Origin of the sequence: Paraburkholderia sp. Tr-20389 (assembly GCF_017104565.1) — a bacterium.
In the GTDB taxonomy this organism is placed as follows: Bacteria; Pseudomonadota; Gammaproteobacteria; order Burkholderiales; family Burkholderiaceae; genus Paraburkholderia.
Genome location: NZ_JAAGPD010000002.1, coordinates 115,394 through 137,398 on the forward strand (window position 1 = coordinate 115,394; position 22,005 = coordinate 137,398).

Here is a 22,005-nt window from a genome sequence, read left to right on the forward strand (position 1 = left end):
CACTCTAGTCGCGCGTACTACATCGCGATTGACATGTATCAAGCTGGACGGGGACCGGTGGACGGTTGATCTGCATCAACGGACATGGCCGACCGGGTCATAGACTCGATTGCACCACGGGCACTGCCCGTCAATCCGCCTTCCATCGGGAGTCACGGCGATGAGCTACAAAAGCATTCTTGTTCATCTCGATACCAGCACGCATGCACGCGCGCGGCTCGAACTGGCACTGCAGTTAGCGCACCGTTTCCAGGCGAGACTGACGGGTGTGTTTTCGGCATACGTTCCGGACTCGCACGCCCTCTTCATCATGGCCGGCACGGCCAGCTATTACGTCGAACACGAGCGCCAACGGCAGGAGCGGTGCGACGAACTCAAACGTCTCTTTCATGCCGAGCTGACCCGGCTGGAAGTCGACGGCCAGTGGATCTCGGCGCAAGGCTATCCAAATGAATCGATGCCGCCCTACGCGCGCCTTGCCGATCTCGTCGTCGCGGGTCAGACAGACGTGGACGATCCTGAGTCGTTCATCGCCGAGCAGTTTGTCGAGAATCTGATCATGGCGGCTGGCCGGCCCGTCCTTCTGATGCCGTCGAGCGGTTCGTTCACTGATTGCGGCAAGCATGTGCTGATCGCATGGGACGGCAGCCGCGAAGCGACGCGCGCACTCCACGACGCGATGCCCTTTCTGTCCCATGCGGCAAACGTCACCCTGCTCACGGTCAATGCCGATCGCGACGAGCCGCCGGGACAACGTATTCCCGGCGCCGACATTGCGCTCACGCTTGCGCGTCACGGTGCGAAGGTCGAGGTGCGTGAGGTCAACGTCGAACGCTTCGCGCCCATCGGGGAGGTGCTGTTGTCCCAGGCGGCGGATCTTGGTTCCGATCTGATCGTAATGGGTGCCTACGCACATACGCGTCTGCGTGAACTGGTGATGGGCGGCGCCACGCGAACGCTGCTTCGGTCGATGACCGTACCCGTTCTCTTCTCGCACTAGTCGTCGAAGGTTTGCCATGTATAAGCGCATACTCATCGCACTTGACGGCAGCGACACCGCATCGCGCGCCCTCGATATCGCTCTGGACCTCGCCGCCGAGCACGGTGCTCAGGTCCTGCCACTCTATGTGATCGACGTGCCCGTGATCGCTTACGACGTCCCCGGTTTCGATCCTTCCATCATCCGTGACGCTTTCGAGGAAGAAGGCAAGCGCATCGCTTCCGATGCGAGCGCTCGTATCGCAAGACGTAGCATCGCAGGTGCGCCGCGCGTCGTCGAAGTCGCTCCGCCCGGAGAGGACGTCGCCCATCGCATCAATGAAATGGCTAGCGAGTGGCATGCCGATCTTATCGTCATGGGCACGCATGGACGGCGGGGCTTCCGCCGGATGGTGCTGGGGAGCGTCGCCGAACGCGTGTTGCGAGGCGCGACCTGCCCCGTCCTGATGATTCCGGCGCGTACCGTCGGCTTGACCTCAGAAGCGGCGCCCGGCATCCCAATCGAAAAGGAACTGACATGAGCTACAAGACTCTGCTCGTCCACATTGACGATAGCCGCCACAGCGCAGCCCGGATCGCGCTTTCCCTCGATCTCGCGAAGCGCTGGGATGCCCATCTCATTGGGCTTTATGCCGTTTGCTCCGACCTGCTTCCCGGCGCGCTCAGGAAGAGCGAAAGCCGCCCGTTCGCGGAACTCGAAGCCCGCCACACCGCACTTCGGCAGAAAGCGCATGACAGCTTTCTCGGTGCTGCGGAACGGGCGGCTCACCGCAGCGTCGAATGGCGCGCGCCGCGCGGAACTGCGCAGGAAGTCGCGATGCTCCATGCCCGTCATGCCGACCTGCTGATCCTGGGTCAGGACGATTCGAAAGACGCTGCTTCTTATGTCGCGCCCAATTTCGTCGGCAACCTGATCCTTGATGCGGGCCGCCCCGCGCTCGTCGTTCCTCACGCGGGCACTGTGCCAGCGCTGGGCGAAAATGTCCTGATTGCCTGGGACGGCAGCCGCGAAGCCGCTCGCGCAGTGGCCGACGCAATGCCGCTGCTCGAGAGCGCCCGTTACGTGACCGTCGACCTTGTGCAACACGCTGACGGAGCTCGTGAGGCGCCCGTGGGAATCGATGTCGCTGCGTGGCGCGACACGCATGGCGTGAGCGCATCGTTCTCTACAACTCGCACGCACATCGGTGCGAATGCCGGCGTCACCCTGCTCAACAGGACGTCGGATATGCACATCGATCTGCTGGTCATGGGCGCTTACGGTCACTCCCGCGCGCGGGAACGCGTGTTCGGCGGTGTAACCCGGACCATGCTGGAATCAATGACATTGCCTGTGCTGATGTCGCATTGAGCGCCAGTGAGCGACAACAACAACCAACGTGACGCAATAATGGTGTGCCCCCGACGTAGATCGCGGCGGTGTCACACGACTGCCACGTCGGAAAGACGCTAGAAGAATCGCGAGCGGCATCCGCATGGGCAAGACGCCGCGTCGTGACCGGTCATGCTCGTGTGTGCGCACCCGAACCGTCGTACCGGAGCAGCAGAACAGGCCGCTGCGTCGAGCGCACGAGCGACTCCGCGACACTACCGAGCAAGAACCGCTGGGCGCCGCGCCTTCCATGCGTACCGATCACGACGATGTCGGCATCGCACTCTTCAGCCGCGCGCGCCAATACCTCCGATACGTTTTCACCATAAGCATCGATCGCCCGCGTCTTCCCGCTGACGCCCGAATCGCGGAATAGCGCAGTCGCCAAGTCGAATATGCGAGTGGCAGCGTTTGAAGCGGCTGTAGGCTCAGGTTCGAACTCGAACCGTGGGCGCACTTCCTCCGGCCATCGGCCACGGTCCACCACGGACAGCGCATATACCACACCTCTGGACTGTTTCGCGAGCCTGACCGCCTCGCGGAGCGCCATCTCCGCGCTGGCGCTATCGTCTAGCGCAACAACGATTCGATCGTACATGATGAGCCTCCAGTCGCGATGCACGGGCTACTGAAACAGCAGCGAAGCTGCATGAATTGCAGTGTGTTACTGCGCCCGGTTCGCTGATTGACTCAGGTCAATCCAATTAACGCCTGTCTCTCAGGACGCGGGAGGCCAGAGTTTTTATGTAAGCGCACAAGAACGGTGAGATGAAGGACGTCCGCAGTCAGCCTGCGATTGTTTTCTGGAGTCACGCGGGCGACATAAGAACGCGTAGAATAAAAAATATCGGTCATCAATCGTGCCAGGCAACGCCTGTGAAGCAGCAATACGTTGTCGTCGCGACCGACGGCGGCTTCGCGAGAAAGGTCAAGTTTCCCCTGCAATTTGTCAGACAGGAAGAAACCCACCCATGATCAAGGTACTGTTGGCCGATGACCATGCGCTCGTACGCGACGGCTTGCGCCACATTCTCCAGAGCGCCAGCGGTTTCGAAGTGTCCGGCGAAGCATGGGACAGCATCACCACCATCGCGCTCATTCGCTCTACGCAAGCGCAAGTGCTGGTTCTCGACCTGACCATGCCCGGTCGCAACGGCATCGAACTCATCAAGCAGATCAAGGACGAGCAACCCGCCTTACGCATTCTCGTGCTGACCATGCACGCCGAGCAGCAGTACGCGGTGCGCGCATTCAAGGCAGGCGCATCCGGATATCTCACGAAGGAAAGCGCAAGCGTGGAACTCGTCAACGCCGTCACGAAGATAGCTGGCGGAGGTGTGTACATCAGCCTGGCGATGGCCGAACGCCTGGCGCAAACCCTGAACGAGCCGGTGGAGGCCCTACCGCATCAGCGGCTCTCGGACCGCGAGTTCGATGTCTTCAGACGAATCGTCGCCGGTCAGAGCATTACGGAAATCGCTCATGAACTATGTGTGAGCGTAAAGACCGTTAGCACGCACAAGACACGCGTACTCGAGAAAATGCAGTTGCCAAATGAGAACGCACTCGTACGTTATGCGATTCGTTACAAGATCATCGAGGACGACGAGCTGTAAATAGGCTTTCTGACGTCAACGTTGGTAGGACTATTCCTAGTCCTGCTGCCCTACCTCCTATCTCCTCTTAAAGCACCGCCGATACTTTTTTGCGATACGAGCGCCGATACTTGATTCATCGCTAGTCGCCGCGCACATGCGCGCGCAGACGAGGATTGAGGAGACAAAGATGCTTGCCGCAAACACGTTGACTTCCAATCAAGTCTCGGGCCGCGCCGCCGCGGTCATTCCAATCCGGCCAGTGCAACACAGCGATTCGCCGCGTCAAGGGACGACACGTTGCTCGTCGTGCTCGATGCGCTCGATCTGTATGCCGCCAGATCTGAGCGCCGAAGATCTGGCGAAACTCGATACAGTCATCTGCTCAACGAAGGCCGTTAAACGCGGAGACACGTTGTATCGCGCCGGCGACTCTTTCAAGAGCATCTACGCGATACGGGCTGGATCGTTCAAAACGGTCGTCATGCACCGTGACGGTCGCGAGCACGTGACAGGATTCGAGATCGCGGGCGAAACGCTTGGCCTCGATGGTGTCTGTGCCGGCCAGCACAACTGCGACGCGATTGCGCTTGAGGACAGTGTCGTCTGCATCATTCCGTTCGCGCAGCTCGAGATCATCTGTCGCGAGGTGAAATCCATGCAGCATCACATCTATCAGATGATGAGCGGCGAAATCGCGCGGGATTCCGTGCAAATGATGCTGCTCGGCACCATGTCGGCAGAGCAGCGCGTGGCGACGTTCCTTCTCAATCTCTCCAGGCGCTTCAAGGCGCGCGGATTCTCGGCCGCTGAATTCCACTTGCGCATGACACGCGAGGAAATCGGTTGCTACCTCGGAATGAAACTCGAAACCGTGAGCCGCATGTTTTCGAAATTTCAGCGTGGGCATCTCGTCCATGCCAACGGAAAGACGGTTCGGATCGTCGACCCGGAAGGGCTCGCGAACGTATGACCGGGCACGACGGGAAGCAGGTTGAGCCCCCTTGGTGGCACTGAGGCGTGCCGGCCGACAACGCCAAAATATAGACGTTGATTTGCCTCAAGGATGAGTCGCTGTGACATGCCACGATAAACACAAAGCGAAGGACGTGCACGTCGTACTGGCAAAGGAATATCTCACATGAACATCGCGACAACCCCGTCCGCGTGGGAGCTGAACGAAACGGATTTCGATGCGCGAGCGCCACTCGACCAGCAGTTGCGATTCGCGCTGCGGTACGCGGTTCTCGCGCCCTCCAATCACAACACGCAGCCGTGGCGATTCATCATCGACGGACCTGCTGTTCAGGTATGCGCGGATTGCACGCGGGCGTTGCCCGTCGTCGACCCGTTCGATCGCGAGCTGCTCATTGGTTGCGGTGCAGCGCTGCTCAACCTGAGGGTCACACTGAGCCATTTCGGGCTGTCCTATGCAATCACCGTCTTTCCCTCCGAATCCGATCCCGACATCGTTGCTCAGTTGCGAGTCTCAAGAGACGGTCATCTCGACAAGGAGCTAGCCAATCTCTTCGCTGCATTGACGACCCGCGTGACAACCCGGGCGCCATTCGTCGACGCCCCCGTAGACCCGCGCCTTCAGTCCGATCTGGCCGCCGCCTGCGACGCGGAAGGGGCCATTGCGACCTGCGTCGAAGCCGAGACTACCCGCCACGCGATTGCTCGGTTGATCGCTGAGGCGGACCACGCGCAATTCGCCGATGCGCGCTTTCGGCGGGAGCTCGCGAGCTGGATTCATCCACATCGCCGGGACGACGGCATGCCCGCGTATGGCGCGGCTGTCGGCGGGCTGCTGAATTTCGCGGCGCCCCTGGTTTCGTCGGTCGTACGTGTGTTTGACGTTGGCGCCGGCGCCCCGGCCACGCATCAGCGGCTTGTCGAAGGGTCGCCGCTGTTTGTCGGTATCTCCACGGAACGCGACGACCGCGAAGCGTGGCTGGCGACCGGACAGGCGCTAGAACGGATGCTGCTGCTCGCGGCGTCCAAAGGACTGACAGCGTCGTACCTCAATCAGCCTATCGAAGTCACGGCGCTGCGCGAAACGCTGAGAAGCCTTCTGAAAGTCGATGCAATGCCGCAGTTGCTGCTGCGCATGGGCCACGGTCCGCAGGTCGATCACTCGCCGCGACGATCTTTGTCGGACGTCGTCGACTAATGGGAAATCACCAGAATCGAAGAGGAGCGTCTACCGTGAGCCATCCCAGTTGGTCCATCCTGATTGCCTTCACCTCAGGTCTCTTCGCTGTCGGACTGAACACGGCCAATGCGCGCGTCGATGAACCGACCGAACTAGTCGATCAACAGCATTGCATGTTCTGTCACACGTCGGATGCGCCCTTTCTTGCGCCGTCGTTTCGACAGATCGCTGACCGCTATCGGGATGTTCCCGATGCGAGGGCGATGCTGGAAATCAAGCTCAGAAAAGGTGGCCGTGCGCATTGGGGGGACACGCCCATGCCACTGCCGCCCGAACGCGGCGGTCCGCTGTCCGCCGAAGACGCACATAAGCTGGTCGAGTGGGTGATGTCGCAATGAGTGTTTCAACGTTTTTACGCCTTTGCCGATCAGGGAGATACCAATGAGAATTACCGTTCACCTCGATACATTTCAATGCGCTGACGCAGCTTATGCCGTTCTTTGGCTCGACCGCGAATCGCGTAAATGGTCACGGGAAGGACATGCAGTGATCGATCTGCCGGAATGGGGAAGCCTGGCGTCCCCGAAAGGAAACACGCGCATTCATGGCGCCGACCATGACCGTGCAATCTGTGAACTCACGGGACTCGATCTCGGCTCCGTCAGCGTTCCGAGTGAGGGCGAGTCGGGGCAAGCGTTGTGGTACCGCCATGCTCATCACGCGCCGATCATCGGTAAGTGGCACATTCAATGTGTCGATAACACCGAATCGGACCCGGAGAACGGTGTGTTCGCCGAGGGTGGCCTCTGAAACTGCGTCTTCCCGTAGACGTGTTACTGCCTCCGCTGCTTCGTCGTATTCTCGGTCGCCTGAAGCTCCTTTTCCGCGGCATCGAACGCAGAGCGGACAGCCTGTTCCGCATCTTCGCTCGAACAATGTTCGATGGGTTTGAGGTCGCGTGTGCGAGTGATCAGATCGAGGCGAACGTCATAGGTTGGTCTGTCCGACCGCGAATGAATCTGCTCGATTGCCAGATGGCAATTTGAAAGAAGTCCGCTGTACCGTTCCAGCCGCACCAGTTGCGCGGCAGCCTCGCCTTCCAGCCGCGCCGTCCCACAGAAGCCTAGATAGACGATCTGCATGCCAATGCCCATCTTCGCCTCCGTCCGATGTTCAAACTCAACGCGCCTTGCCAATCGCTTGTGTCACCCTGACATCATCGCGTGCGCCGGACTGCCGTCGTTGACTTGTATCAACCGGCTTCACCACGCGTACTCGCGCGTACCAGAGAAGTTCCGCCTCGGCCCCTACCTTAAACAGTCGCCGCGGGAAAGGGAAAATCCGGATGCCTATTCCGTCTGTGTGAAGTTGGCGGCGGCACACACTGGGGCAGAAACGAGCGATCATATTCCGTACGTTAGTAAGCTATAAATGAGTTATCGCCGTCACGGAACGAACGCTGCCGCAGCAAGGCAGCGTCGGTGCGGCGGTTGCATCGCTAAACGACGGGAATCAAATGGAACCGAACAGGCAACTGAGCAGCTTGACTCACGAGCTCTTCCGCCAGGTCGTCGAAGCCGCGCCCAACGCGATGGTCATGGCCGACCGCGAAGGCCTCGTCGTTCTCGTTAACGTGCAGGCGGAAAAGCTCTTCGGATACGCACGCAACGAACTTATCGGAAACAGTGTGGATATGCTCGTGCCCGAGCGCATGCGCCGCGCGCATCCCGAGTTCCGTCGCATGTTCTACGGCGACCTGCGAAGCAGACCGATGGGGACCGGTCGCGATCTGTTTGCGCTACGAAAGGACGGTACTGAAGTTCCCGTCGAAATCGGGCTGAACCCCGTTACGACAACCGAGGGCATATTTGTACTTGCCGCTATCGTAGACATCACAGAACGCAGACGCCTGGAGGAACGCTTCCGGCAAGTGGTGGAAGCTGCGCCGAATGCGATGGTAATGATCGATCAGGAAGGAAAGATCGTCCTCGTGAACGCGCAGACCGAGAACCTGTTTGGCTACAACCGCGAGCAGCTTTTCGGGAAGACGATCGAAACACTTGTGCCGGAACGCTTTCGGGCAGGTCATGAGGTTTCCCGGGCTGCCTATCTGCATGACCTGAAACCGCGCCCGATGGGCACGGGTCGTGATCTGTACGGCCGTCGCCAGGATGGCTCGGAGTTTCCCGTAGAGATCGGGCTCAACCCCGTCAGGACCTCCAATGAAGCCTTCGTGCTCGCCGCCATTGTCGACATTACGGAGCGAAAGCGCGCGGAGCAGGAACTCATACGCCGGACCGAAGAACTCGCGCGCTCGAACCAGGATCTCGAACAGTTTGCATACGTGGCGTCCCACGATCTACAGGAACCGTTACGCGCCGTCGCGGGACCGCTGCAACTGCTTCAGCGTCGCTATCAAGGGCAACTCGATGCGCGCGCGGACGAGTTCATCACGCACGCGGTAGATGGCGCCACGCGAATGCAAAAGCTGATCGACGACCTGCTCTCCTATTCCCGTGTCGGACGGTCGGGCGCAGTTCAGCAGTTGACTGAGTGTGCTGCCGCACTTGATCAGGCACTGAAGAGCTTGAGCGTCGTGCTGCAGGAGTCCGGCGCGCAGATCACTCGGGATGCACTGCCTTCCGTCATGGCGATTCCTTCTCAACTGGCGCTGCTGTTTCAGAATCTGGTCGGCAACGCAGTCAAGTTTCGGCAGGTCGATCGGGCGGTATGCGTCGACATCGGTGCACGCCGTGAAGGCGACAGTTGGGTGATTTCAGTGCAGGACAATGGTATCGGTATCGACCCGCAATACTTCGACCGCATATTCATGATCTTTCAGCGACTTCATTCCCGGGCCGACTACCCCGGAACGGGAATCGGCCTCGCGCTATGCAAGCGTATTGTCGAGCAGCATGGAGGAAGCATCTGGATTGAGTCCCAACCGGGCGTCGGAACGACGGTCTTCTTTAGCCTGAAGGCGGAAGCTGAAGCCCGTATCCCATCGCAGCACAATCCGCAGGAGTAGCGCATGCCGACTCAGCCAGCTGACGATCTGATCCACATACTTCTTGTCGAAGATAGCCCGACTGACGTCATGATCACGCGTGAAGCGTTCGATTACTACAAGCTCCTCAACCCTTTGCACGTAGCCGAGGATGGGGTTGCGGCGATGGAATTTCTGCGGCGGGAAGGCAAAAATAGCGACGCGCCGCGGCCCGGCTTGATCATTCTCGACCTCAACCTCCCGAAAAAGAGCGGGCGTGAGGTTCTACAGGAACTGAAGGCAGATCCCGATCTGATGAACATCCCGGTCGTCGTGTTGACGACTTCCAAGTCAGAAGAAGATGTGGCGAGGACATATGGCCTACATGCGAATTGCTACATAACCAAGCCGGTCGACTTCACCAGGTTTGTCGAAGTCGTGCGCAGAATCAGTGAGTTCTGGTTCGGCGTGGTGACTTTGCCTCCCTCCAGATCATGAATGCGCCACCGGAAGTCCAGGTCCTGCTCGTTGAGGACAACCCGACGGACGCCCTGCTCATAGAGGAAGCACTGTCTGATGTGCTGGAGTTTCAGCACCGCTTGTTCCATGCAACCCTTCTGTCCGGTGCGCTCGATCGCATTCAATCGATGCAATTCGATATCGTGCTGCTGGATTTGGGACTGCCGGATACACAAGGAATCGGCACCTTCAGAACCTTGCAGCAGCATGCCACCGATCTGCCCGTACTGGTGCTAACGGGACTTGAAGATATGTCGGTGGGCCTAAAGGCTATTCAGGAGGGTGCACAGGACTATCTGTCGAAACGGGATATCAACCCGTCGGAGCTGGGCCGTGCCATACGCTATGCAATAGAGCGTCATCGCATCGCGATGGCGCTCAAGGAAAGCGAGGAACGGTTTCAACTCGCAGTCAGGGGTGCAAGCGCCGGGCTGTGGGATTGGAACCCGCAGACAGGCGCCGTTTATCTGTCGACTCAATTCAAGGAAATCATGGGGTACGAGGGGCATGAACTGTCCGACGACAGCCAGCTTATTCTCGACTTTATCCATCCAGACGACATCGAACGAGTCAGGGCGCACCTCGCAGCGCACCTCGCGCAAAAATGCGGCTACGAGATCGAATACCGGATACGTGTAAAGACGGGGGAGTACCGCTGGATGCACGCGCGAGGCCAGGCGCTGTGGAATCCGTCGGGCGAACCCTACCGCATGGTCGGATGGATCATCGACGTGACCGAACGTCGACTGGCCGACGAAGCATTGCGAGAATCGCGCGAAGAACTGAAGCGGCTGTCAGCAAACATTCAGCGTGCCCGCGAGGAGGAAAAAACCCGGATTGCGCGCGAACTGCACGACGATCTCGGTCAACAACTGGCTGCGCTCAAGATCGAATGCGCGAAAAATGGCAATCGCGCCGGAGATGGCGGCGCGCCGAAATCAAGCGCCGACATGAGCAATATCTATGCGCTAATCGATCAACTGGTCGTCTCCGTGCGACGCATAGCGACCGACCTGCGTCCCGCCATGCTTGACGATCTCGGACTGTTGCCCGCTATCGAGTGGTTCGTCGAACGGTTCTCGTCGCGATACCCGATATCCGTCGTCCAGCATATCGACGCGGAAGATATCGACTTCAATCACGACAGCTCCACTGCCGTGTTCCGGATCGTTCAGGAGGCGCTGACCAACGTGGCACGCCATGCCGGCGCAAGCCGGGTCACGCTGGAGATCGCCAGCAGCGGATCGCATTGTATTGTGCGGATCGCCGACAACGGGCACGGTTGCCGGAACGATGTTCGACCGTCGCCAAACTCGTTCGGTTTAATAGGCATGCGCGAACGAGTCGCAGCCTTGAGCGGCGAAGTGATCGTCCAGACCGCTCCCGGCCAGGGCTTCGCTCTAACCGTTTTGCTGCCACTCTCCGCTGTTGAGGCCAAAAGCCCTTAAAGCCACGCGGCGCCGTTGCCTCGATTGAGGCCTCGGCTAATCCTTCAGCATCGGATCACAGTCGTACGCGCTTTGCACAAAGCGGTTCCGACGAAGTCGCCCATTGATATCGGTCAATCTTCAAAAGATCGAGCCTCGTAAGCTGGATTGACCGGCCAGACGTCCATCATCGGTTTTGGCTCCGGGATTCCAGGCGAGAACGGGAGACATATCATGGCACGTTGTCTTGCAATACTCTGTAGATCGGCAACGCTGGCCATGTGCATAACACTCCCCGCCGAGGGAGAAGAATTAGCGAGAATCGCGACCCACTCTCATCGGTATGGCGGGCAGATCAGTATCTCCGCGTATGACGATCCGCTCCTGAAGGGCGTTACCTGTTACGTCTCCCAATCGCACGACGAGAGCAGCTTCGGAGATAACGCCCCGACCACGCGCGCACCGGACGCTGAAGTCTCCTGTCATCAGGCGGGCAAACTGGAACCGACGGGCAAGTTGCCTCGGCGCGCTCAAGTGTTCGACGCATCAACAGATCCGATTTTCAGCACTTTGCACGTATTTCGGATATTGGATCCGGACCGCCTGACCGTGCTGTATTTCAGCTACACCGAAAACGAATTGTCGGGGGATCTGCCCGGTCACGTCGACATGATCCGGTTACCGATGCGGGGAAGGCAGACGGGCGAATAAGCTTGAGCAGATCTTCCGTAATGTGTGTGGGCCCAGCCAGAGCGCTAAGCGCTCCTGTGTGAGGCTTGAGCCTCCGCTCTGTGGCCGGAGCCGCGATCGTCGTCGACTTTGGCTTGTATCCGGTCTAGTCGTCCGAGCAGACGCTCGATCTGCGCAGCGATGGCATCGTCACATTCCGCGCTGCCCAGCACCGTTCTCAGGCGTGCTTTCCAGTACGCCGGATCGTTGACGGGGCTGCGCACTGAGAAATACCCTCTGGTCTGTTCGAGCAATGAGATCGCAGCCTTGAGATGCGCAACATCGCGCTCGAGTTCCCAATACGAGGACGAGGACATGTCGGCTCCGCAAATTTAATGGTCTCCGCCTCCATACTGCCCGTGACGCACGCCATACGTTTGACACCGATCAATTCCGGGGCGCGTGATATCCAGCACGGTCAATCTATCTTCTACCTCTGCGCGCGAGCAGCCTCAGCATCCCTGACGATCAGGCTTAACGCATAGCAACCGCCGTAGCTGGTCGCGATGGCCCGAACATGCGAAGACCCAATGGCGTAGTGTTCACGAGTTGTATGGTTCGTCGGGGCCTTGGAGTTGCGTCCAGCGGCTGACTCATTGTCTGTGACATGAGCCATCCTCATCAACGTCACGATCCACGGTAAGCGATCAGCTAACAAGTGGCTCCGTGCCCCGAGTTCGCGCACGTGCCGCGAGCCGCTGTCAGGCCGATATCACGTCGGACCGCGCCGGGACGACCGAGCAATCACGGCGAAAGTACTCGAGCGTGAAATCCACGAAAGTTCGCACCTTCGTCGAAACATGGCGCCGCCCGGGGTACACCAGTGAAAGTTCCTTGTGACCGTTAATCACACGATACTGTGTCAGCACACGCGACAGGGCGCCGTTAGCAATGTCACCCGTCACATAGTCTTCGGGCAGTATCGCGACGCCCATATCGGCGAGCACGAGTTGCCTGAGCATTATCAGGCTATTGACTCTGCACACAGAATCGAGATTCAGGCTTTCCTCGCGTCCATCTGCACTGGCAAATGACCAGTCGGCGCCATGCACTTCTCGCGACGGCGCAAGAAAACTGTGCGTTGCAAGCTGCTCGGGCGTGGTCGGCGCACCATGCCGGTCAATGTAGGCGGCAGACGCAACCATGACGGGGCTCACAGACAGCAACGGACGCTTGACCAGCGTATTACCGTTGGCCTGCCAGGACGCAACGATGCCGACATCGAAGCCCTCTTCGACAAGATCGACCGTGTTGTGAAGCAACGTGATGTCCAGCTTCACCTTCGGATGACGCATCCGGTAGCGATGCAGCATCGGCGCAAGCGCCGCCAGTGAAAACGAGGCAGACGCCGCAACCTTGAGGGTGCCCGTCGGTTCGCCTACGCCTTCCGTCACCGCCGACTCCATCGAATCGAGCAACTCCATCAGTTGCTGACAGCCTTTCGCGTAGGCGCGGCCCACTTCCGTCAACGAAACGCTGCGCGTCGTGCGGTTGACGAGGCGCGCGTCGAGATGTGCCTCAAGGAGGGCGACATAGCGCGTGACGACCGCATTGGAGAGATTGAGACTCGATGCAGCTCCACTAAAGGAGTTGTTCTCAGCAACTTTCAAAAATATGCGCATTGCCTGCAACTTGTTCAGCATGATCGAATGTAGTAGGTCTAATTATGTACATCTAAATGTGCAAAAAATAGCGATGCTATTCAATACGCCGCTTTACCTTTGGCAATTCGATTATCACTCACGCGCAACCGTGTTGTCGCGACGCAACAGCAGTAAATAGCAAAACCACCGCACTAAACCATCGTTATTGGGACGGCTTTTATTCGCCGATACATTGACTTATAGACCTAAATTATTTTCTTTCCAGTTATTTAAAAACTGTTTTTTATTAAATCTTGAAGAAGTATATCGGCTCGAGCTCTATAGTTCGCCATGCCGTGAGCGACGTATGCAGAAACTGACAGGCGACGCCTCGCGGCTACCTCGCATATGCAGACAGTGCATTCTTTCGAATTGGCAGGCTCAGTACGGAACACACATGAAAAAAGCTACCTTGATTGTCGCGGCCGCTTCCGCCGCCTTCGCGGGCGCAGCGCACGCCCAGAGCAGCGTCACTCTCTATGGCGTCATCGATGCGGGTCTGAGCTGGGTGAGCAATGAAGCCTCGCGCAGCTCGCCCGTCACGCCCGGAGGTCTGACGGACGGCAAGTCGATGTTCGGCCTGACGGGTGGGAATCTCCAGCAAAGCCGCTGGGGGCTGCGCGGCGCTGAAGATCTCGGTGGTGGTCTGAAGACGATATTTAATCTCGAAAGTGGCTTCGACGTGACCAATGGCAAACTCGCGAATAACAGCTTCTTTAACCGCCAGGCGTACGTTGGTTTGTCACACAGCGATTTCGGCACGGTGACATTCGGCCGGCAGTACGATTCGGTTGTCGATTATCTCGGCCCGATCTCCGCCGCCGGTTCCTGGGGCGGCACGTACTTTGCACACCGCGGTGACAACGACAACCTCGATGCCTCGTTCAGCATCAGCAATGCCATCAAGTACCAGAGCGCGAACTACGCGGGCTTTTCGCTCAGCGCGTTGTACGGGTTTTCGAACCAGGCGGACGGCTTTGCGAACAACCGCGCTTATAGTGTCGGCGCGGGCTATCAATACGCCGGTCTGCAACTCGCCGCTGCCTATTTGCAGATCCAGGGGTTGAACTCCGGCAACACAGCCGGCGCAGTACAAAACCTGCCGACGTTCGCCTTGACAAACCTCCCGGGCATCCAGAACCAGCGTACCTGGGGCGCGGGCGCAAGCTATGCGATCGGACCTGCAACCATCGGCGCAGTGTATACGCAGACGCGCTATCAGGACAACATCGCCGACGCTTCGGTCCGGTACAACAACTACGAGGTCAATGCCCGTTATAGCATGACGCCGGCGCTGAGCCTTGGCGCGGCATACACCTATTCGCAAGGCCTGCGTAACACGCCCGGCACGTCGCCAACGGGCAATCGCGCGGCACACTGGAACCAGTTTGGCTTCCTGGCAGACTACGCGCTTTCGAAGCGCACCGACTTCTACGCGGAAAGCGTGATGCAGATCGGCGCGGACAATCAGGTGGGAACGAACCTGACGCAGATCAACGGCACTGCGGCACCCTCCACGAGCAAGAGCCAATACGTCGTGTCGGCAGGTATTCGACACCGGTTCTGATTGGCTTGTCGCTATTCACGATTCTTCTCTGGTCTCCAACCAGTTTTAACCGCCCCTTCGGGGGCGGCTTTTTTATTTGGCATCGCTGTTTTCCCGATAGACATCCTGATACGGCCGTACATGATTCATCTCGAGTCACCCTAACGCCTCGATCTTTCTCCGACGACTAGGTTGCACCATTGACTTGCATCGATTCAGGCGCGTTGACAGCTCCGAAGTGGATTCGTCGGGGCCTGACAAAAGGAGCTTGGTGCTGGTATTGCGGATCCGCGCGCAAGGCAATTCATCTGCGGTGCAGTTGTACCCGCCGTCCAATACCCCGACGACGATTCCAGAACACGTCCATCTGGATTCGATTGATATAGATCAAGAACAGGGACATGTCCCAGTGAGTCACTATCAATCATCACCTCGAACACCAGTCGAAAACAGTTCGATCCAACCTTGCGATGCATCGCCGAGCCGAGCCGTCAAGCCAGGACATAGCGTTGACGCCGTTGGCCCGAGGTTGAGTCGCCAGAGGCACACCATTCGACGAACGGAGGCTTGCGTGAACGCAACAGCAGCGACCTTCAACATTTCACCGCGCGACTGTGACCTCACGAACTCCATCGTTGAGAACATTCGCCGCGATCCTTCCTTGTGCCACGAGCCGATTTGCGTTGACGTCCGCAACTGCCGAGCCGTCCTGCGAGGCACTGTGTCGACCTACGCAGCCCGGATCGCGGCATGCGAAGCCGCTGAAGAGGTGCAAGGTATTGCCTCCGTCACCGGAGAGCTGACCGTCAAAGTGCCCAGGCACTTACGCCGCAGCGACGCTGAGATACGCGACACCGTTCTGCATGCGCTGAAATGGCGGGCGTGTTTGCCATCCGGGGCGGTTACGGTGTCCGTTTGCGACGGGCGCGTTACCCTTTCTGGCAAGGTAGATTGGTCGTACCAGCAAAAACTTGCCGAGAACGTTCTTGTGCCACTTCCGGGTATCACGTCGATCAGCAATGAACTTCGTGTCGGCGACCGGCAGGTTCAGATGGAAGTTTCAGCACGGATTCGCACTGCAATGCGCGTGGCAGCCGAGATACGGGCCGACGCGATCAAGGTCGAAGTTCGGGATGGGGTCGTCACATTGCGCGGCCAGTTGCCTGTCGTCAGCGAGCGCGCGCTCGTGATCGCTGCCGCCCAAAACCATCCTGACGCGCGAGAGGTACGCGATGAACTGAGTGCGAGTTCAGCGCCACATATGCCACGCTGAGCATCCTTCCTCGCAATCTCGAGACGACACGAGGGATGATCCGCAAAAGGGTTCCTCGCCCCGTCCAGGTCGGGACAAATGTGCCGTCATACCGGGCGGACTTATCTTACGGTATGACGGTTTCCTCGGCCGTGCCGGGTCTATCGGTCGACAACCAATGATTCCATGCAGATGACCTTGATGACGGCCCCTGCGATGTAGCCTTAATACATCGCATAGACGAATTGCGATATCGCGTCAGACTCTTTGGCTGGAGCACGAAGTGCCCTCGCTATCTTACGCAACTCGGGCTCGAACAGCGCGAGCTCTTCCAGTCCTTGGTCTCGCCAGATTGCGACCAGCGAATCGATCATATCTTCCTCGACTACGATCGGGTCCGGCTCGAAAACGTCGAGAAAATACGACGAACACATGGAGTCCGTTTTCTCCAGTAGAAAAGGCGCGACCAGCGGCTTCAGCCCTGCCAGTTTCGAACGGAATAGCCTTCCGGGGTCAACGTTAGTCAAGTTGATACTCCTTTTTCCAAGAGTCGTCCGATTCGATCGGCGTCTGTTCGTTGCGGTAGAGGATGTAGTTGCCCATCACGAGCACATCGATATCTGTGCGCATGAAGCATCGATATGCGTCTTCTGGTGTGCACACGATCGGCTCGCCCCGGACATTGAACGAGGTGTTGACAAGCAGCGGGCACCCCGTCAGTGCCTGGAATGCCTTCAACAAAGAGAACATCCTCGGGTTCACCTCCTTCTCCACGGTCTGGACTCGCGCGCTGTAGTCGATGTGCGTGATGGCCGGAACTGTACTTCGCACCGCATTGACGATTTGCAGCATGTCTTCAGGATCAGACGATGGTTTCGGCACCCGACGGTGCTCACTCCGCAGGGGCGCGACGATAAGCATGTAGGGGCTGTTCGAATCCAGTTCGAAGTAATCGGCCGTATTGTCTTCCAGAATGACTGGTGCGAAAGGCCGGAACGATTCCCGAAACTTGATTTTCAGGTTCATGCGCGACTGGGTCGTCTCTGCGCGTGGATCGCCGAGAATCGAGCGGCTGCCGAGTGCACGCGGACCAAACTCCATTCGACCGGCAAACATCCCGACGATCTTTTGTTCGGCAAGCAAGGCGGCGATTGTCGCCGCGCCCGTATCGACATCGTCCAGCGGATGATATGTGGCGCCCGACTGCGACAGGAACGTGAGAATCTCGTCGTCGCTGAAATCCGGGCCAAGAAAGCTTCCACGTTGTGAATCGCCGGCGCCATCGCTCGTCGGCCGGGTCCCGCCAAGCATATAGAAGTCGGCTAGATACGCTGCACCAATCGCGCCGCCCGCGTCTCCCGCTGCCGGTTGAATCCAGATGTCATCGAAGATTCCCGCGCGCAGAATCCTGCCGTTCGCCACGCAATTCAACGCGACGCCCCCGGCAAGACACAGGTTCGCCGCGCCCGTCAGATCGCGCAAAGTACGCGAGATCTTGAGCATGACCTCTTCCGTCACGGCCTGGATAGAGGCCGCGAGGTCCATTTCACGCATCGTGATTCGCGACTCAGGCACACGAGGTGGTCCATCGAAGAGTCGGTCGAAGCGCTCGTTCGTCAGCGTCGATCCCCGGTGAAAGTCGAAGTAATCCAGATTGAGCCGAAACGAGCCGTCGTCCTTGATATCGATCAGGTGCTCCCTGATCGTCCCGGCGTAGATGGGCTTTCCATAGGGCGCCAGGCCCATCAGCTTGTATTCACCACTGTTGACCTTGAAGCCGCAGAAGAACGTGAACGCGCTGTACAGCAAACCGAGCGAATGCGGATACCGGATTTCCTTGAGAATTTCAATCTCGCTCCCTTGCCCGATGCCCAGGCTCGTCGTCGACCACTCCCCAACGCCATCGACGCACAGCACCGCAGCTCTTTCAAATGGCGACGGGAAAAACGCCGATGCTGCGTGTGAATAGTGGTGCCGCGCGAAGTAGACGGGCACGTCGCAATTCAACATCTCCTTGATCAGATCCTTGAAATAGGGCTTCACGGCGAAGAAAGAGCCAACCGCACGCGTGAAGAACGCTTCCGACTCCGGCGCAAATGCGATCGACGACCGTATGATCCGGTCCGCCGTCAACGCAGGATCGTCATAGAACGCAATCGCCGCAAGGTCGCCGCCATCGATCTCCGCCTCCTCAAGGCAGTAGTTGATTGCGCCACGAGGGAAGCGCGGATCGTGTTTCTTCCTGCTGAATCGCTCTTCCTGCGCAGCAGCGACAATCTTTCCGTCTTTCAGGACCGCTGCGGCCGAGTCGTGGTAGAAGGCTGAAACTCCGAGTACGTGTCGGGACATGGCTCCCTCCTCTACGATCGAAATTCGCTCGCTGTGAGTTCCTGCGCGGAACCGGCGCCTGACATTCGTCCGGCGTGCTGGGCGCGCGCATATCCGCTGGCAGCCGAGGTTGTGGACAACCGCGTCCTTGGGAACGCTTCTTCCGGCTCGCATGCTGGGATGTCTTTCTGCATCATCGGCACGCCACCGATCAGCACAGCGCGCGGCGCGCTGCACGTGATCAGTTCGATAAAGTCCCAGCTGCCGCTGTTCTCGGCAAGACTCTCGGGCCGATCAAACACGCAGAGGTCGGCCTTCATGCCCGCCGCTATCCTGCCGATGTCGGCTATGCCGAGCGCGCGAGCCACCGAGGACGTCAGCGCATCGACCACGAAGTCGCCTAGCATCGCTGAATCGGCTGACTGGTGGGTCAGCGCGGACGACAGCATCGTCGCCGACCGGTAACGACTCCCACGCACCGCGGTTTGCCGGTCGATCGAGAACGCCAGCGCGCGATCCTTCAACGACAAGCGCGCAAAGCGCTCTTCCTGCAGCCATTCGCTGACCGCTCCGGGCGAGCAAACAAGGTTGGCGGACGACTCGTTCACCATCGCTACGTCGCGGCGAGACAGCTGCGAGAGGTTGAAGATCGTTGCCTGTGACAGCAGCGACAGGTATGACAGCAGTCCTACCTCGGTGATGTAGCGCGATTCCTTGAAGAGCTTCGCGTCGGCTGCAGTTGAGCTGAGCCGGACGCAGAGCCGCCTTCCCAGTCGCTCAGCAACCCGGGCGGCGACAACCAGCGTTTCGGCCGACCAGACCTCGCCAGGCACGACTGCAGGTATGAACTCGAAGCATTCTCGCCCGACCAAATTCGTCGCGCGAACAATGCCCTCCAGCATACGTACACCCGCTTCCGTGCCGTCGGCGCTGCCGCCGTCTTCCCCGAGTTCAACATAGAAGAGGCGGCGCAGGCTGTGAGCCCCATAGCATGCTGCGCAATCTGCAAGGCTGCTGCAAAACACGCCCGCCGTGGTGACTCCGTGTGCGGCGAGTTGCTGTGAATATCGGGCCCAATCCTGAAGACCCGGTGTAGCGTCGGCTTCGATCAAACCGGGAAGACAGGCAGTCTTATCGCCCGGCATCACGCAGGCACACTGCGACGCGTGTGACGGCAAAAGCCGTGCAATGCGCGGACCTTCGATCTCTACGTCTCCACGCACGAAGCGATGCCGGGTCGAGTCGAAGTACAAAGTGTCGACGATCGCCCACGCTCCTTCGCTTGCGCCCCCTTCGAGAACGTCCATATGTCCCTCACGTGGCAACGCCTTGCGAAGACGACGGCCGTCCGCCACCGGGCTCCTGCTTACCCGGATCGCTGTACCGCGATATCTGCCGCTCGTCAACGATTCCGGACATTGCACCCGAGGTCGAGCCATTTTCGATCTGCACGCCGGCTCGGATCAATGGCGCCACGACCTTCGCCAGAGCGCGTCCCATGAGGTCGTGCGCGGTCGGGGTGTAATGGCAGTCCATACGGAAACGCAGTTGTCGTCTCTGCCCGGCTGGGTATCGTTGCAAATCATCAATGACGTGATAAACCAGAACGTCAACCGACTGCGCGAGTTCGTCGAAACGTTTGCGAATATTCTTGTAGCTCGCCGTTTCCTCTACGTACTGGTAGACAGGCATGACGGCTATCACCGCAGGTACGGGCAACTCTGACACCCACTTTTCGAGGATGGCCTGCATGAGCCTCCAACCGTCATTACTCGCGGCGTTGTACTCTGGAAGCGGCTGGAACCTGGTTATCCGTTGGCAGAGGTCTTTGAAATCAGGGCCGATCTTGTTGACCATCTTGCGCAGATTCGAGCGCAACGAAGCCATGCCGCCTCCCGGTGGGTGCGACAAATCGTTCTCGCTGTAGGGCTGCGGGACGGGTATGCCCTTCAATGTCAAGCCGTTGTCATCAGAGAGTTCGAACCACGGTTTGGGCACGCGAATCGCCTCACCGGCGCGGTCCGCCCATCCACGCTCGCGAACGACGTTGCGCTGAATGTTCTCGACGAGCACGCTTATCACAACGGCGTCGTAATCGATCTGGTCGGCATATTGTTGAAAGACGAGATACTGCTGGTCGGTACCGCTGCCGCTCAAGCCAAAGTTGAGCACCTCGGTGTCGTTCAGTTGCTGCTCCATCACGTCGGTGTACCGTTTGCCGTTGCTGACGCCGTCGCCCGCCGTGTAGGAATCGCCGAAAACCAGGACACGATGTGCCGTTTGCTTGCGTGGAGTTACCTGGTGATCACAGCGAAAACCATCGCGATTGGTTTTCACCAGGTATCCACCTCCTTCATGTGGGATCCGGAGTTTAAGTCCGGGTGCGAACCGGTAGCCAAGGATCGGATCGTATCGCATCAAGCGCCGGTGCAGTCCTGGCGCTTCGCCATCCTGTTTGTGTGCGTTCATGATTGTCTCGTCTCCTGATTTCCGGGTCTTCGCCCCTTATCCGCATTCTCGACCGCTCATCGCTGGAAGTCAGCGACGCCTCCTATCCTGAAGGACATCGAGACCACTCGTTACATCATGCAAGTGATTTTTCTCAGACGTACGGTCCAATAGGGCCTTATACGTCTTCTTGACGACAGGCAATAGTTGTTTGGGAATCAGTCTGGTGGCAAATCCCCTGACAATGGCGAAGGCTGGTTTCGGTTCACGGAAGAGGTTTTCTGGCACCCATATTCCGTCAAACTGGAAAAGGAGTTCTGGGTAGTCGATATAGCGTTGATCGATATTCAGTTTCCCTACCAGATCGTCCCGCACAAATATCAGGTTTCCCGTATGGCAGACAAGCGTATAACCCTTGCGACGTGCGACGTTGCACGTCGCCGAGAACGTGTTTCCACTCGTTTTATCGCTATGCCTCCAGACTACCCCCGGTGGAACACTTGAGTTGATTTCGATCACGACTATTTTGGGCATATAGTCTGTCAAGGATTCCCACACGTCACAGTCATAGGAGTCTATGTCGATCGATAGCAATGAAAACTCGGGCGGTATTGTGGTTTTCCTCAGAATTGCATCCAGCGACGATTCGTCAGTCGAAGATCGTGCTACAAAGGCGCACACCGGTACGATCTTCGGATACCTCGTGGCTGTATCGAGCAGATCCTTATATTTTCTTTCATCGCCCTCTATATAAACCGCGTTCCATCCTTGTTCTACAAGAGCAAATGTGTTGCTCAAGTGAATGCCATCCCATGCACCAAACTCGACACACCAACTGTCATTGCTGACCTCGATGCCCAAGCGCTTGTGCAACTCAGCGATCACGCCATCTTCACCGTTCTGCGAATGAACGTTTAACTGATACCTGTTGAACGGCAAGTTGCTAAGGTTCGAATTCATTTTTTCAGCCCTCGGATAGATGTCTGGTTCCGTCACGACTGACCTG

General features: G+C 58.4%; 23 protein-coding genes. 14 read left to right on the top strand and 9 right to left on the bottom strand.

Translation table 11 applies throughout. The annotated features are described in order from the left end of the window. Positions 1-160 precede the first annotated feature (160 nt). Genes G3N95_RS04900 through G3N95_RS04910 form a run of 3 tightly spaced genes read left to right on the top strand, consistent with a single transcriptional unit; the run spans position 161 to position 2,350 of the window. Positions 161-1,000: a universal stress protein gene (locus G3N95_RS04900; protein ID WP_205968867.1), complete on the top strand. Its 840-nt coding sequence runs from the start codon at positions 161-163 to the stop codon at positions 998-1,000. A gap of 16 nt (positions 1,001-1,016) precedes the next feature. Continuing rightward, a complete protein-coding gene (locus tag G3N95_RS04905; RefSeq protein ID WP_205968868.1) occupies positions 1,017-1,520 on the top strand; it encodes a universal stress protein in 504 nt (167 codons plus the stop codon). After that, on the top strand, positions 1,517-2,350 hold the full coding sequence (locus G3N95_RS04910; RefSeq protein ID WP_205968869.1) for a universal stress protein: 834 nt from the start codon (positions 1,517-1,519) through the stop codon (positions 2,348-2,350). Before G3N95_RS04905 ends, G3N95_RS04910 begins: the two co-directional genes overlap by 4 nt. Before the next feature lie 151 nt (positions 2,351-2,501). Here G3N95_RS04910 and G3N95_RS04915 read toward each other — a convergent pair whose 3' ends face one another. After that, positions 2,502-2,969 carry a universal stress protein gene (locus G3N95_RS04915; protein WP_205968870.1) on the bottom strand — a complete coding sequence of 156 codons (468 nt, stop codon included), beginning with the start codon at positions 2,967-2,969 and terminating at the stop codon, positions 2,502-2,504. 373 nt (positions 2,970-3,342) lie between these two features. On the opposite strand from G3N95_RS04915, the gene G3N95_RS04920 reads away from it, so the two are divergent. From G3N95_RS04920 to G3N95_RS04940, 5 genes are all read left to right on the top strand, one after another. Next, positions 3,343-3,987 (top strand): response regulator transcription factor, encoded by a 645-nt coding sequence (locus G3N95_RS04920; protein WP_205968871.1) that lies wholly within the window; start codon positions 3,343-3,345, stop codon positions 3,985-3,987. Positions 3,988-4,156: 169 nt separating this feature from the next. Then, a complete protein-coding gene (gene fnr / locus G3N95_RS04925; protein WP_205969048.1) occupies positions 4,157-4,939 on the top strand; it encodes a fumarate/nitrate reduction transcriptional regulator Fnr in 783 nt (260 codons plus the stop codon). 168 nt (positions 4,940-5,107) lie between these two features. Then, a complete protein-coding gene (locus G3N95_RS04930; protein ID WP_205968872.1) occupies positions 5,108-6,139 on the top strand; it encodes a nitroreductase family protein in 1,032 nt (343 codons plus the stop codon). Positions 6,140-6,174: 35 nt separating this feature from the next. Further along, complete coding sequence (locus G3N95_RS04935) at positions 6,175-6,519, top strand: c-type cytochrome (protein ID WP_205968873.1); 345 nt, start codon at positions 6,175-6,177, stop codon at positions 6,517-6,519. Between the two features lie 43 nt (positions 6,520-6,562). After that, entirely contained in the window at positions 6,563-6,931 is a 369-nt protein-coding gene (locus G3N95_RS04940; RefSeq protein ID WP_205968874.1) for a DUF3564 domain-containing protein, read from the top strand. Between the two features lie 23 nt (positions 6,932-6,954). Here the strand turns inward: G3N95_RS04940 and G3N95_RS04945 are convergent, their stop codons facing one another. Continuing rightward, a complete protein-coding gene (locus G3N95_RS04945) occupies positions 6,955-7,275 on the bottom strand; it encodes a hypothetical protein (RefSeq protein ID WP_205968875.1) in 321 nt (106 codons plus the stop codon). A gap of 362 nt (positions 7,276-7,637) precedes the next feature. On the opposite strand from G3N95_RS04945, the gene G3N95_RS04950 reads away from it, so the two are divergent. The 4 genes from G3N95_RS04950 (at position 7,638) to G3N95_RS04965 (ending at position 11,764) form a co-directional block, all read left to right on the top strand. Continuing rightward, positions 7,638-9,149 (top strand): PAS domain S-box protein, encoded by a 1,512-nt coding sequence (locus G3N95_RS04950; RefSeq protein ID WP_205968876.1) that lies wholly within the window; start codon positions 7,638-7,640, stop codon positions 9,147-9,149. Positions 9,150-9,152: 3 nt separating this feature from the next. Then, complete coding sequence (locus G3N95_RS04955; RefSeq protein WP_205968877.1) at positions 9,153-9,605, top strand: response regulator; 453 nt, start codon at positions 9,153-9,155, stop codon at positions 9,603-9,605. Continuing rightward, on the top strand, positions 9,602-11,074 hold the full coding sequence (locus tag G3N95_RS04960) for a PAS domain-containing protein (RefSeq protein ID WP_205968878.1): 1,473 nt from the start codon (positions 9,602-9,604) through the stop codon (positions 11,072-11,074). Before G3N95_RS04955 ends, G3N95_RS04960 begins: the two co-directional genes overlap by 4 nt. Positions 11,075-11,287: 213 nt before the next feature. After that, complete coding sequence (locus G3N95_RS04965; RefSeq protein ID WP_205968879.1) at positions 11,288-11,764, top strand: CreA family protein; 477 nt, start codon at positions 11,288-11,290, stop codon at positions 11,762-11,764. 44 nt (positions 11,765-11,808) lie between these two features. On the opposite strand, the gene G3N95_RS04970 is transcribed toward G3N95_RS04965, so the two are convergent. Together G3N95_RS04970 and G3N95_RS04975 are read right to left on the bottom strand one after the other, a co-directional pair. Beyond that, on the bottom strand, positions 11,809-12,099 hold the full coding sequence (locus G3N95_RS04970) for a hypothetical protein (RefSeq protein WP_205968880.1): 291 nt from the start codon (positions 12,097-12,099) through the stop codon (positions 11,809-11,811). Between the two features lie 384 nt (positions 12,100-12,483). Then, positions 12,484-13,404: a LysR family transcriptional regulator gene (locus tag G3N95_RS04975; protein ID WP_241018248.1), complete on the bottom strand. Its 921-nt coding sequence runs from the start codon at positions 13,402-13,404 to the stop codon at positions 12,484-12,486. 418 nt (positions 13,405-13,822) lie between these two features. Between G3N95_RS04975 and G3N95_RS04980 the strand changes: the two genes are divergently transcribed. Beyond that, positions 13,823-14,992, top strand: a complete 1,170-nt coding sequence (locus tag G3N95_RS04980) for a porin (RefSeq protein WP_205969049.1) — start codon at positions 13,823-13,825, stop codon at positions 14,990-14,992. Between the two features lie 550 nt (positions 14,993-15,542). Then, a complete protein-coding gene (locus G3N95_RS04985; protein ID WP_205968882.1) occupies positions 15,543-16,244 on the top strand; it encodes a BON domain-containing protein in 702 nt (233 codons plus the stop codon). Positions 16,245-16,447: 203 nt separating this feature from the next. Here the strand turns inward: G3N95_RS04985 and G3N95_RS04990 are convergent, their stop codons facing one another. The 5 genes from G3N95_RS04990 to G3N95_RS05010 all read right to left on the bottom strand — a co-directional run bounded on the left by G3N95_RS04990 (position 16,448) and on the right by G3N95_RS05010 (position 21,995). Beyond that, positions 16,448-16,750, bottom strand: coding sequence for a hypothetical protein (locus G3N95_RS04990; RefSeq protein WP_205968883.1), 303 nt, complete (start codon positions 16,748-16,750; stop codon positions 16,448-16,450). After that, positions 16,743-18,572 (bottom strand): carbamoyltransferase, encoded by a 1,830-nt coding sequence (locus tag G3N95_RS04995; protein ID WP_205968884.1) that lies wholly within the window; start codon positions 18,570-18,572, stop codon positions 16,743-16,745. Before G3N95_RS04995 ends, G3N95_RS04990 begins: the two co-directional genes overlap by 8 nt. Positions 18,573-18,583: 11 nt before the next feature. Beyond that, positions 18,584-19,858 (bottom strand): hypothetical protein, encoded by a 1,275-nt coding sequence (locus G3N95_RS05000; protein ID WP_205968885.1) that lies wholly within the window; start codon positions 19,856-19,858, stop codon positions 18,584-18,586. Positions 19,859-19,865: 7 nt separating this feature from the next. Then, positions 19,866-21,020: an SGNH/GDSL hydrolase family protein gene (locus tag G3N95_RS05005; protein WP_205968886.1), complete on the bottom strand. Its 1,155-nt coding sequence runs from the start codon at positions 21,018-21,020 to the stop codon at positions 19,866-19,868. A 69-nt stretch (positions 21,021-21,089) separates the two neighbouring features. Beyond that, positions 21,090-21,995, bottom strand: a complete 906-nt coding sequence (locus G3N95_RS05010; RefSeq protein ID WP_205968887.1) for a hypothetical protein — start codon at positions 21,993-21,995, stop codon at positions 21,090-21,092. Between the last annotated feature and the right edge of the window lie 10 nt (positions 21,996-22,005).